Source organism: Ensifer sp. BR816 (assembly GCF_000378985.1).
Taxonomy (GTDB): Bacteria; Pseudomonadota; Alphaproteobacteria; order Rhizobiales; family Rhizobiaceae; genus Sinorhizobium.
This window is the reverse complement of record NZ_KB905370.1, coordinates 4,439,813-4,451,995: the sequence shown is the minus strand read 5'-3', so window position 1 is coordinate 4,451,995 and position 12,183 is coordinate 4,439,813. Positions and strand designations below refer to the sequence as shown.

The 12,183-nt window shown below is 63.5% G+C and carries 10 protein-coding genes and 1 pseudogene; 9 read left to right on the top strand and 2 right to left on the bottom strand.

Going from position 1 to position 12,183, the window contains the following annotated elements:
- Positions 1–157: 157 nt before the first annotated feature.
- On the bottom strand, positions 158–1,753 hold the full coding sequence (locus tag RHIBR816_RS0121355; protein ID WP_026187274.1) for a winged helix-turn-helix domain-containing protein: 1,596 nt from the start codon (positions 1,751–1,753) through the stop codon (positions 158–160).
- 355 nt (positions 1,754–2,108) lie between these two features.
- On the opposite strand from RHIBR816_RS0121355, the gene RHIBR816_RS0121350 reads away from it, so the two are divergent.
- From RHIBR816_RS0121350 to RHIBR816_RS0121310, 9 genes and pseudogenes are all read left to right on the top strand, one after another.
- Complete coding sequence (locus tag RHIBR816_RS0121350) at positions 2,109–2,867, top strand: SDR family oxidoreductase (protein WP_018238634.1); 759 nt, start codon at positions 2,109–2,111, stop codon at positions 2,865–2,867.
- A gap of 78 nt (positions 2,868–2,945) precedes the next feature.
- A complete protein-coding gene (locus RHIBR816_RS0121345; protein ID WP_018238633.1) occupies positions 2,946–3,359 on the top strand; it encodes a cupin domain-containing protein in 414 nt (137 codons plus the stop codon).
- A gap of 61 nt (positions 3,360–3,420) precedes the next feature.
- Positions 3,421–3,534, top strand: a pseudogene (locus RHIBR816_RS38500) (Fe3+/spermidine/putrescine ABC transporter ATP-binding protein); the annotation flags it as partial.
- A 164-nt stretch (positions 3,535–3,698) separates the two neighbouring features.
- Positions 3,699–4,439, top strand: coding sequence for an SDR family NAD(P)-dependent oxidoreductase (locus RHIBR816_RS0121335; protein ID WP_245262644.1), 741 nt, complete (start codon positions 3,699–3,701; stop codon positions 4,437–4,439).
- 3 nt (positions 4,440–4,442) lie between these two features.
- Complete coding sequence (locus tag RHIBR816_RS0121330; protein WP_034815574.1) at positions 4,443–5,147, top strand: FadR/GntR family transcriptional regulator; 705 nt, start codon at positions 4,443–4,445, stop codon at positions 5,145–5,147.
- 128 nt (positions 5,148–5,275) lie between these two features.
- Complete coding sequence (locus RHIBR816_RS0121325; protein ID WP_034816574.1) at positions 5,276–6,046, top strand: SDR family NAD(P)-dependent oxidoreductase; 771 nt, start codon at positions 5,276–5,278, stop codon at positions 6,044–6,046.
- A 34-nt stretch (positions 6,047–6,080) separates the two neighbouring features.
- On the top strand, positions 6,081–7,040 hold the full coding sequence (locus tag RHIBR816_RS0121320) for an ABC transporter substrate-binding protein (protein WP_026187272.1): 960 nt from the start codon (positions 6,081–6,083) through the stop codon (positions 7,038–7,040).
- A 10-nt stretch (positions 7,041–7,050) separates the two neighbouring features.
- Complete coding sequence (locus tag RHIBR816_RS0121315) at positions 7,051–9,066, top strand: proline/glycine betaine ABC transporter permease (protein WP_245262640.1); 2,016 nt, start codon at positions 7,051–7,053, stop codon at positions 9,064–9,066.
- Positions 9,059–10,117: a glycine betaine/L-proline ABC transporter ATP-binding protein gene (locus tag RHIBR816_RS0121310; RefSeq protein ID WP_018238626.1), complete on the top strand. Its 1,059-nt coding sequence runs from the start codon at positions 9,059–9,061 to the stop codon at positions 10,115–10,117. The genes RHIBR816_RS0121315 and RHIBR816_RS0121310 overlap by 8 nt, the downstream gene beginning before the upstream one ends.
- A 71-nt stretch (positions 10,118–10,188) precedes the next feature.
- Here the strand turns inward: RHIBR816_RS0121310 and RHIBR816_RS36280 are convergent, their stop codons facing one another.
- Positions 10,189–12,177, bottom strand: coding sequence for an FAD-dependent oxidoreductase (locus tag RHIBR816_RS36280; protein WP_018238625.1), 1,989 nt, complete (start codon positions 12,175–12,177; stop codon positions 10,189–10,191).
- Between the last annotated feature and the right edge of the window lie 6 nt (positions 12,178–12,183).

Sequence of the window (12,183 nt, the reverse complement as noted above, 5' to 3'; positions counted from 1 at the left end):
GAAAGGGTTGTGGCGACCGGCCGCGTGAAAATCAAACGATCAAATTCACCGAAAATTTTCATCCCGCGCGACGGAGGGTGCGGCGGCGTCCCGCGAGAACGCGTGCGTCAGGTCCAGCAGGTGCGAGGCAGCGATACGGCGGTTCTGCGCATCGGCGTCACTCCGGCAGGCCGGCCAAACGCAGGCCGTCCGCGAGCGCCGCAAGATCTTCCGGCCGGTGGATCGGAAGCCAATCCTTGAGGTTCGAGACGCGCAAGGATGGATCCAGCGCGCGCAGGCGCTGCATCGCCTGCCTTGCCTTGTCCATTCGCCCGGCGAGCGCATGGCTGGCCGCCACCAGGCTGACCGCGACAAGGAAACTGGGCAGGTTCCCGGCGGCCTTCTCGGCCCAGGCGGAGGCGGAATCGAAGCGGCCCGCGAAGAAATGCGCCAGCGCCGTCCCCGCCTGCATCCGGAACATTTCCGGGTCCAGCGGGCTAAGACGAACGGCGTGCTCGAGATGCTCGATTGCGGCGTCTGTCTCCCCCCGGAAGGCGCGCAGGAAGCCACCGAGGAACCAGGCGGGAGCGAGGTTCGGATTGAGATACTTTGCCCTGTCGAGGAGGGCAATGCCGCTGTCGAGGTCGCCGGCAAGATGGCCAAGCGCATGGCCGCCTCTCGTCAGAGCCACTGCGTCGTCGCGGCCAAGTTCCACCGCCAGCCGCGCCAGCCGCGCTCCCTCGGCGATTTCGCGCGGACGGTCGGTCATCCAGCCGTTCACCTTGCGCCAGAAGTGACACCAGGCGGCCATGCCATAGGCCGCCGCAAATTCCGGATCGAGCTCGGTCGCCCTGTAGAACAATGGCAGCGCCGTTTCGATCGCCTCTCTGGTCCCGCTGTGCAGCTTCGCCATGCCGCGCAGATAGTAGTCGTAGGCGTCCAGGCTATCCGTCGGCTTGCGCTTGGCGCGCTCGATTTCCGCCCGTTCGAGTTGCGGCGCGATCGCGCCGACGACGCTTTCGGCCATTTGGTCCTGCAGTTCGAAGATGTCAGAGAGAGTGCCTTCGAAACGCTCCGCCCAGAGATTTGTCCCGGTCGTGGCGTCGATGAGCTGCCCGGTCATGCGCAGCTTGTTGCCGGACTTGCGCACGCTGCCCTCCAGCACGTAGCGCACGCCAAGCTCCCGGCCGACTTCCTTCACGTCCACCGCCCGGCCCTTGTAGGTGAAGCTCGAATTGCGCGCGATCACGAACAGCCAGCGCAGGCGCGACAGCGCCGCGATGATGTCCTCCACCACGCCGTCGGCGAAGTAGTCCTGCTCCGGATCGCCGCTCAGGTTCTGAAAGGGCAAGACGGCAATGGAGGGCTTGTCCGGAAGGACGAGCCCGGACGGCGGATGCCCCGGATCGCCGGAGCCCTGTTCGGTCACGCCTGGCGCGTCGCGCCGTTGCAGATTTTCGATGCCGTCGATGCTGATCTCGGCGACGAAGCGGAAGCCCTTGCGCGCGACGGTGCGGACCAGCCGCTGCTCATCGCCGCTGTCGCCGATTGCCTTGCGAAGCGCATTGATATGGCTGGTGATCGTCGAATCCGAAACGATCCGTCCGCCCCACACCGCCTGGAGCAGGTCGTCCTTGCTGACGACGCGGTCGCGGTTTTCGATCAGATGCAGCAACAGGTCGAAGACCTGCGGCCCGACGGCCACGACCTGCGTGCGCAGGGTAAGTTCCCGGCGCTCCGGGTCGAGCGCATAGTCTCCGAACAATAATCGCACCTTGGAATCCCCTGGCCGAGTGCCTTCGGCTCCACAGCGCCGCGCGTCCTTTCAGACGCACAAAGGTCGCTGTAACACTTCTGAATCGCTGCATGCTTCTATCCCGAAATCGGTTCCGATTTAAGGGAACATGCAGCGGCCCGGCAACCGACGATATTTCAGTCCATTGAAAGTGCGACTTGCGTGGCGCGCTCGACCGTCTGCCGCAAGGGCATCGATCGAGCAACGCTTTGGACAAATAACCAAGCTTGCCTGGAGGGCAATTCAAGCCCGCCACAAGGACTTGCCGGAAGCACTCGGGCACTCTCTCCACATCGGCGGCAAGGGTTGCGGTCGAAGAAGAGGGAGACAAGCCATGAAGATCGTCGTCATCGGAGGCACCGGCCTCATCGGGTCGAAACTTGTGAAGAACCTCCGCGAGCGCGGCCATGAGGCGCTCGCAGCCTCCCCCAATACGGGCGTGAACACCATCACCCGCGAGGGCCTGCCCGAAGCGCTCGACGGCGCCGATGTCGTCGTCGACGTGGCCAATGCGCCGGTCTGGGAAGACAAGGCCGTCCTCGAGTTCTTCGAGACGTCGGGCCGCAACCTGCTGGCTGCGGAAGCCGCCGCCGGCGTGCGCCACCATGTTGCCCTCTCCATCGTTGGCAGCGAGCGGCTTCCCGACAACGGCTACTTCCGCGCGAAGGTCGCGCAGGAAAACCTCATCAAGGCGTCCGGCATTCCCTACAGCATCCTCAGGGCCACGCAGTTCTTCGAATTTGTCGGCGGCATTGCCCAGTCGGCCACCGTCGGCAAGGAGGTTCGCGTGTCGCCGGCGCTGTTCCAGCCGATCGCATCCGACGACGTGGCCGCGGCGCTTGCCGAAGTCGCCGTCGCACCGCCGGTCAACGGCACGGTCGAAGTCGCCGGTCCGGAGGCGATCCCGCTCGACGAAGTCGTCAGGCGCTTCCTGCGGTCAACGCAGGACACCCGCAAGGTCGTCCCCGACGTCCACGCTCGCTACTTCGGCTCCGTCCTCGACGATCAGTCGCTGACCCCCGGCAAGAACCCGCGCCTAGGCTCGATCCGCTTCGAGGATTGGCTCGCCGAGGCTCGGCAAGCCAGCCGCTGACCGGGCGTTTCGACGAATACCCCCTGGATCCGTTGCGGTTCGGGGGCGGCGAACTTTCATCCAGGAAGGAGAACTGAAATGCTCACCCGATTTCTCTCGGCCGCTGCCTTCGCAGCGCTCTCGGTCACCGCGGCCTCGGCCGACGACGGACACACGGACAAGGTGACGATCGTATTCGATCGCGCCCTTCCCAATGTCCCCGGCAAGAGCATGAAGGGCATACTCGTCGAATACGAGCCGGGCGGTTCGTCACCCGCCCACACGCATCCGGACTCCGCCTTCATCTATGCGACGGTGCTCGAGGGCTCGATCCGCAGCAGCGTCAATGGCGAGCCGGAACGGGTCTACAAGGCCGGCGAGAATTTCTACGAGGAGCCCGGCGCGCGCCACGGCGTCAGTGATAACGCCAGCAAAACGGAACGTGCGAAGCTGCTCGCCGTCTTCGTCGTCGATACCGACGAAAAGGAACTGACGACGCCCATCAAGGATTGAGAGCCAGGACCGGGCCGATCGGCCCCATCCTTTCGAGACCTGGCCCGGCCAGGCGACGGAGGAGCGACCCCTGTCCGTCTCCGAGACCAACAATTTCGGCGCAGACGACATCCCGGTCGGCGGCGAGGTACGGCTTGCCTATGATCCCGATGCGCTGGTCGCTCTTTCGGACTGAGATCGGATGGCGCTCTCGGGTCCACGGGCGCCACGCCCAGCGGTGGGTTTCCGTCATTGGGGTCGAGGCTGCCGTCTCAAAGCCGGCCAGGGCCGTGCAACGGCTGGACGCCTCCCCCGTATTGGTCTATATTTTAGACCATGAATCGGCTGCAGAAAAGATCCGTGCTCATTACCGGCGGCGCCAAGGGCGCTGGTGCTGCGAGCGCCACGCTCTTTGCCGAGGAAGGCGCGCGCGTCGTGATCGCGGACCGTGATGCTGAGGCGGCGAACCAGCTGACGGCCAGGCTCACCGCCCGCAACCTCGATGTCCGCTTCGTTCACGCGGACGTGTCGCGGCCGGAGGATGCGGAAACCGCCTATCTGGCGGCTCGAGAGGCCTTCGGACAGGTCGATATCCTGTTCAATCACGCCGGCATCATCATCGTCAAACCGTTTCTGGAGTGCACGCTCGAGGAATGGGACGAGTTGATGAACAACAACGCCAAATCAGCATTTCTGATGTCCAGGCTCGTGCTGCCGGAAATGCTGGAGCGCGGGAAAGGCGTGCTGATCTTCACCTCGACGACCGGGGTACGTGCCGCCACCCATCTGGAGGCGCTTTATTGCGCGTCGAAATCGGCCATGCATCAACTGGCTCGCGCTTTGGCGGTAGAGTATCGTGACCAGGGAATCAGGTCCAATCTGATTTGCCCCAGTTTCGTGCGTACGCACCATGGAGAACACGAGATAGAACAGTTGCGCAGCTACGGCGTCTTTGCTTCGGAGAACGATGTGAATGCGATGCAGGGTCGCATCTGCGAACCGGAGGAGGTCGCGGAAGTCGCGCTGTTCCTTGCCTCGGACGCATCCAGCTTCGTCAACGGAGCGGAACTCTTCGTCGACAATACGTTTACGGCGGTCTGAACGGTGCTCTGGGGCCTAAGGCAAGTCGAACCTCAAGCGGCCCATGGGCTTGCCGTCGATCTATTGCAGCGCCAGATCCATTCCGGACTGCTGTTGCCCGCCGAGCGGCTGCCGGCGGAGCGGCAGCTCTCTGACAGATTTGGGATCAGCCGCGTGACCCTCAGGGAAGCGCTGCGGGTGCTGGAGACCAATCAATACATTACGGTTCGCCGGGGCGCCCAGGGCGGCGCTTTCGTGACCGACGAGGATCGGCTGAGCCAGCTCGCGCGCCGACGGATGTCTCGGGCTCCGGCCGCCACGATGCGTGTAGTCGAATTCCTGGCCGTGAACCAGTTGGCAGCGGCCCGGCTGGCGGCAGTTCGGCGCGGCACGGCCGATCTCAAGCGCATGCGCCAGGCGACGGATATGATGCATTCCGCGATCAACGGTCCGCAGCGCAAACAGGCCGAGGCATTGTTTTTCCTGGCCCTCGGTGACGCAACGCAGAACCCCCTACTCTCGCGCGCCATCGAAGACGGGCTCGCGGAGCTCTTCCTCCCCTTCGAGAAGGCGCCGGCAGAGAGCGCCGCCTCCGTCGCGCTGAAGTCATTCGAGAACTTGCTGCGCGGGCTGAATGACGAGGATGCCGCCTCATCGGAGATCGCAATGGCGGATCTGCACACGCTTCTGTGGGATACCGTCCGCCGGATAACCAGAAACGCAGCCTGATGTTTCACCCGCGCCTAAAATAAGGGCTTGACACCGCGCCTTTATTTCAATGGTATTAACCTCATACCATTGATCCAATAAGCAGGGGTGTCATGAACGTCGCGTCGAATATATCGAAAAAGCTTGTCGTGGCGGGGCGGCTGCAAGGCCGAACGGCGATCATCACCGGCGGGGCAAATGGGATCGGCCGGGCAGCGGCGCGCATGTTCGCCGAAGCCGGTGCCAGAGTTGCCATCCTTGATATCCAGGCGGATGCAGGCCGGAATGCTGCGGCGGAAATCGAAAAGGCCGGCGGCCAGGCCATGTTCCTGCACACCGACGCATCGGATACGGCAGCCGTTCGCGCTTCGCTCGATACCATCGTTAAGGCATGGGGGGCAGTCGATACGCTGTTCAGCCACGCTGGCACGATCATCGTCAAGCCGCTGCATGAATGCACAGACGACGATTACGAGCGCCTCCTGAACATCAATGTCCGCTCGTCCTTCGTCGTGTGTCGCGAAGTCGTTTCGCACATGCTCGAAAACGGCGGCGGCTCGATCGTCATCACGTCATCGATCGGCGGCGAAAAGGGATTCGGCCTCGAGAGCCTCTACTGCATGACCAAGGGCGCTGTCCTGCAGCTCGCCCGCTCCATCGCCGTCGAGTACCGCGACAAGGGGATCCGCGCCAACGCCGTGTGTCCGGGCTTCGTGAAGACGGCCCATGGGCTCCGCGAAATCGATGAGCTCGACGGGCTTGGCCAGAAGTGGAACGAGGCGGATCTCAACGCCGTGCAGGGCCGGCTCTGCGAACCGGAGGAAGTTGCCGCGGCGGCGCTGTGGCTGGCTTCGGATGAGGCGAGCTTCGTCAACGGACTGGCGCTCTACGTCGACAACGGCTGGTACGCCAAAGGCTGAGACTGCAGCACGATAAAACCAGAAGGGAACGAACATGAAAAAACAATTTATCGCATCCGCAATGCTGGCGCTGACGCTCGGAGCAGCGTCGCCATCCATGGCCTTCGAGCCCGAATCCGACCAGCCGATCAAGCTGATGATCGCCGACTGGTCTTCGATGTTGATCGACACCGAGATCCTCAACATCATCCTGTCGACCTACGGCTACAACGTCGAAAAGGTGGTCGCGGATGACAGCGCCCGCTATCCCGGCTTCGAATCCGGCGACCTGACGATTGCGCTCGAAACCTGGCAGACCACGCAGGACAAGGCTTTCACCGCCTCGGTTGCGACCGGCAAGGTGCTCGACATGGGCGAACTCGGCCCGCATGCGAAAGAGGACTGGTGGTATCCGGCCTATATGGAGGAAAAATGCCCCGGCCTGCCGGATTGGAGGGCGCTACGCGATTGCGCCGCCGCCTTTGCTGCGCCGGAAACCGCGCCCAAGGGGCGATACCTCAGCGGCCCTGTCAGCTGGGGCGGCCATGACGAGGAGCGCGTGAAGGCGCTGGATCTACCCTTCGAAGTCGTCCACGCCGGTACCGATGCGGCGATGTTCGCGGAGCTTCAGTCGGCTTACGAACGCAAGGCGCCGATCCTGCTGTGGATATATGAGCCGCACTGGGCGCCGACGGTCTATGACGGTTCCTTCGTCAAATTCCCTCCCTATGAGGCTGCCTGCTATACCGACCCGTCCTGGGGCGAGAGCAAGACGGCATCGTACGACTGCGGCAAGCCGGAAGGCTGGATCAAGAAAATGGCCTGGGCCGAAGGCGAAAAGGTCTGGCCCTGCGCTTATGACATCGTCCGCAAATTCACCATGGACGGCAAGGAAGTCGGCGAGCTCGTCTACGAGGTCGACGTCAAGGCACGTCCCGTCGAGGAGGTTGCCATGGAGTGGGCGAAGAAGAACGAAGCCAAGTGGCGGTCCTGGGCAGCCTGCGCAGAAAAGTGAGGACGGTGACGTGGGTCGGTTGAACGCGGCTCCCGCGCTGAAGGGCGAGATGGCAGATATCCTCACACAGCCGAACGGAGCATCGTGGCGCAATTGGGCCGTTGTGCTTCTGCCTCTCGCGCTGATCGCGGCGACGCTCTTCCTGCCAGGCCCGCTGGCGCGCCTGCCCGATTGGGCAGTCGTGCCTCTGGCCGGCTGGGTTGGCAACGGGCTCAACTGGTTCGCGCGCGAAGCGGCCATCGGTGGCGTGAAAGTCGCCGACATCACCCGTGCCCTGGCCGCAGCGGCCGAAATGCCGATCGATTGGCTGAAGGTGCTGCTCGCCGAAGGCTGGGTGAAGGGTGCGGGATTCAACAAAGTGCATATCGCCCCGCCATTGAGCTGGCTTGGTGTCATCCTGGCGACCTCGCTCCTGGCGCTCCGTCTTTCCGGGCGAGGCCTGGCGCTGCTGACCTTGTTGGCGGGCGCTTACCTTGTCTTCTTCGGCCTCTGGCTTTCAGCCATGACGACGCTCGCCTCCGTTGTGCTCTGCGTCGTCACCGCGCTTGCTCTGGGGCTCGCGATGGGCATCTGGGCCTATCGTTCCCCCGGCGCGGAAACCGGACTGCGCGCGGTCATGAACGTCATGCAGACCGTGCCGATCTTTTCCTATCTTTTGCCGACGCTGCTGCTGTTCGGATACGGGCCGAGTGCGGCGCTGTTTGCCACGGTCGTCTACGCTCTGCCGCCAATGGTGCACGCCACGGTGCTGGCGCTGCGCTCGGTGCCCGCTGAAACACTGGAACTGGCGCGGATGACGGGCTGCAGCCGAACGCAGGCCCTCTGGAAAGTCGAGCTGCCGGTGGCGGCGCCGCGGCTTGCCATCGGACTGAACCAGGTGGTGATGATGACACTCAACATGGTGATCATCGCTTCCATGATCGGCGCGGGCGGGCTCGGCTACGACGTGTTGCGGGCGCTGCGGCGGCTCGATTTCGGCGCGGGCTTCGAGGCGGGCATGGGCATCGTCGCTCTCGCCGTCGTGCTCGACCGGCTGACGCAGGTCGCCGCACGCAATCAGTCGACCGGGCGACGGGGACTCTGGAGGCGACGCGACACGGCTCTCGCCATCTTGCTGTTGCTGGTCCCGACTGTCGCGAGCCTTGCGGTGCCCGCGCTTGCGACCTGGCCTCAAGGCTGGACGCTGACGACGGCACTCTTCTGGAATGGTGCGGTCAGCTTCATCAATCAGAATTTCTATGAGCCCCTGGAAGCGATCCGCACCGCCATGCTGCTCGGCGTGATGAATCCGTTCCGCGATCTGCTTCTAGCCGCTCCCTGGAGCGCCGTCGTGCTTCTGGTGACGCTGACAGGCTACGCGCTGGGTGGTCTGCGCACCGCGTTCGGCGTCGCTCTGTTGATGCTCTTCATCGTCGTGACCGGCTATTGGGAAGCCGCAATGTCTTCGGTCTACCTGACGATACTGTCGGTCGCGCTCGCGCTTGCCATCGGCCTGCCCTTCGGCATCTGGGCCTCCGCCCGTCCGAGGCTGCACCAGCCGGTGCAACTGGTGCTCGACACGCTTCAGACCCTGCCGACGCTGGTCTACCTGCTCCCGGCGGTCATGCTGTTCCGCAACGGCGACTTCTCGGCCTTGATTGCAATCGCGTCCTACGCCATAGCGCCCGCTGTTCGCTACGGCATGGCGGGCATGGCGCACGTGCCTTCGGAACGCATCGAGGCGGGCATCATGTCCGGTTGCACGCCGTGGCAGACCTTTCGCTTCATACGCCTGCCGTCGGCCCTGCCGACTCTGCTGCTGGGCGTCAACCAGACGGTGATGATGGCGTTGTCGATGCTGGTCATTGCCGCTCTGGTCGGTACGCGCGAGCTGGGACAGGAAGTCTATACCTCGCTCGCCCGGGGTGAAACAGGTCCGGGAATCGTCGCGGGCCTCTGTGTCGCCTGTATCGCTCTCGTCGCCGATGCATTGCTGAAATCCGGCGCCGCACGCGCCGCCAGACATGAAGGAGATGTCCATGTCTGATGCCAATCTTCTCTCTACCAGCAAGGACGCGAAAGGCAGGCCTGTCGCGCTCGAAACCAAGGGCGTCTGGAAGGTGTTCGGTCAAGGTGCCGGCGCCTTCGGTCAGCTCCCGGCAACCGCTCGCACCGCCGAGGCGTTGGCCGCCGCCAAGCTTGTCGGAGCAGTACAGGATGCGACCTTCCAAATCGCCCGCGGCGAGGTGTTCGTCATCATGGGGCTTTCCGGATCGGGAAAGTCGACGCTTCTTCGCTGCCTCACCCGCCTTATCGAACCGACGGCAGGTGAAGTCCGCTATGATGGCGAGGATATTCTGAAGCTTGGTGACAAGGCGCTGGTGGAGCTTCGCCGCCGCCGCATGGGCATGGTGTTCCAGCATTTTGCGCTGCTGCCCAACCGGACCGTGCTCGGCAATGTCGCCTTTCCGCTGGAAGTGCAGGGAACGCCTCGGGCCGAGGCCGAGGTGCGCGCGCTGGAACTCATCGAAACCGTGGGGTTGAGGGGCCGGGAGGCCCGGTTTCCTGCGGAGCTATCCGGCGGCCAGCAGCAGCGGGTGGGCATCGCCCGGTCGCTGACCACCAATCCGGAGTTCTGGTTCCTCGATGAGCCATTTTCGGCGCTCGACCCGCTCATCCGCGCCGATCTTCAGGCCGAGGTGCTGCGGCTGCAGCAAACCCATACGCGCACCGTGGTCTTCGTGACTCACGACCTCGACGAGGCCATTCGCATCGCCGACCGGATTGCCATCATGGAGGGTGGACGGATCGTCCAGATCGGCACGCCCGAAGAATTGGTGACCCGGCCGGCGACGGACTATGTCCGCCGCTTCGTTGCCAAGGTTTCGCCGGCGCGGGTGGTTCGGGTATCCTCCCTGATGGGACCTGCTGAAGGAGGAGGCGTCGCGCAAGGGGTGAAAGCCAATGCCACGATCTCCGAGATCGCGCCGGAACTCGTGTCCGCGACAGGGGCACTGGCCGTCCTGGACGACGGTGGCAGACAGATCGGATCGCTCGACCATCGGCGAGCGCTCGCGACGCTCGCTGCCGGAGCCTGACCCGAAAATCAAATAGCCCACGACACAGCGTGTCGTGGGCTACGTCCATTTAGACGGCCTCGCCTGTTGGCTTAATTCACGTTCATGCCGGCCTTGCGACCCTCGTAGAAGGCAAAGGGCGCCTGCCGCGGCGCCACGCCGTCGCCGATTTCCACGAATGCGATTCCCATCTCCGCAAGTTCCAGCGCAAGCCAGTTGAACGCCGAGTTTGGCGTGGCCATGACCAGGCTGTCAGCTTCAACGGTTTCAGTGGCTCCGGTTAAATGCGAGACAAGCACGGCAGAATTTCCGTTCCAGCTCGCTACGCTGGTTTCGGTGTTGAAGGTGACGCCCAGTTTCTTCAGCGTTCGCCGCAGGGCAACGTCCGCCGAAGTGCGTTGAAGCTCCTTGCCAACAAGCGCGTCCGGGGTGACGAGCGAGACCTGATGGCCCTGCTCTGCAAGCTTCCAGGCCGTCCCGCATCCTTTCCACCCGCCGGTCTCGTCAAGCACGATGACCCGGCTGCCCACTTGCACCTGGCGCGCCATGACGTTTTCGGCAGAAAAAACATTGCCGTTTTCGATCCCTGGAAGCCCGGGCTGATCTGGCAGCGCCTTCTGGAATCCGGTTTCGCCAGGCAATGATCCGGTCGCAAGAATAACGACGTCGGCGCCCATGGTTGCGACGTCTGCGCCCTCCATGAAGGAATTCAGCCGCACGTCCACGCCCAGCTTATTGAACTGCGTTTCGTACCACTGGATCAGATCCAGGATTTGCGCCCGGCGCGGCTGCTCGCCGGCAAGGCGAAATGCGCCGCCCAAGCGATCAGACGCTTCCGCGAGCACGACCGTGTGCCCCCTCTCCGCGGCGACACGCGCTGCTTCCATCCCCGCCGGCCCGGCGCCGACGACCAGTACTTTTCGGGAGCGCTCGGCTGGTCGGAAGCGATCCCCTCCCCATTCTGCTTCCCTGCCGACGGATGGATTGATGAGACAGCTGATCCAGTAATCCCGCGACCGGCGACCCCAGCACATCTGATTGCATGAAAGACAGCCCCGGATGTCCTCCGGGACCCCGTTGCGGGCCTTGTTGACGAGGTGCGGATCGGCGATCTGCCCCCGCACGATGGACACCAGGTCGGCCGAGCCTTCGCCGATCGTGATCTCCGCGTTTTCAGGCGTCCGGATATGACTTTCAGCGGTCACCAGGGCATGCCGCACAACCTTTTTGAGGCGCGCCGACAGGTCTGCCCCGAGTCGTTCCGGGTAGAGGAATGTCGGCATGAGACTGCCATAGTCGAAGTAACCGCCGGAGCCACAGGTCACATAGTCGATGAGTTGGTCCTGATCGAGCAGGGAGACGATTTCCGCGATCTCGTCGCGAGACAAAGCGGTGGGACAGCCAGGTTCATCACTCACCGTCAGTCCGACAATGAAGTCCGGCCCGCATGCCTCCCTTATACGGCTCAGGATTTCTCGGGAGAACCGGGTGCGGTTGACGAGTGAGCCGCCCCATTGGTCGTCACGTCTGTTGTAGAACGGCGTCCAGAATTGATCCAGCAGACCTCCATAGGCGGCCCATACTTCCACTCCGTCGAAGCCGGCCTTCTGGCAGCGGACCGCCGCCGCAACAAAATGAGCGATGGTCTCCTCAATTTGCCGCTCGGTCATTGCGTGTGAGCCATCGCTGTCGTGGTAGCTCGGACCACCGGAAGGCGACCAGTGGGGGTGGTAGGAAAGGTCCGAGTCGCCGTGACTCCCGACGTGGTAGAGTTGCTGCAGCACGACTGCGCCATGCTGCTTGACGCTCTCCGTCAGTCTCTTGAATGCCGGGATTACCGCGTCATCGGAGTGTCGAAAATTGCCGCGCGTGAGCACCGTCGCGGCGTGAACCGGCATGGGTTCGACGACGATCATGGCCGCTCCGCCGAGCGCCCGCTCGACGTAGTATGCGATATGCTGATCGCCAGGGAGACCGTCTTCCGACATGTTGGCCGTGTGCGCACCGAACACGACTCTGTTGCGAAGGCGATGACCGCGAAGGGCAATCTCGGAAAAGATCCGCGGAAACTCAGTTCTCATTTGGGA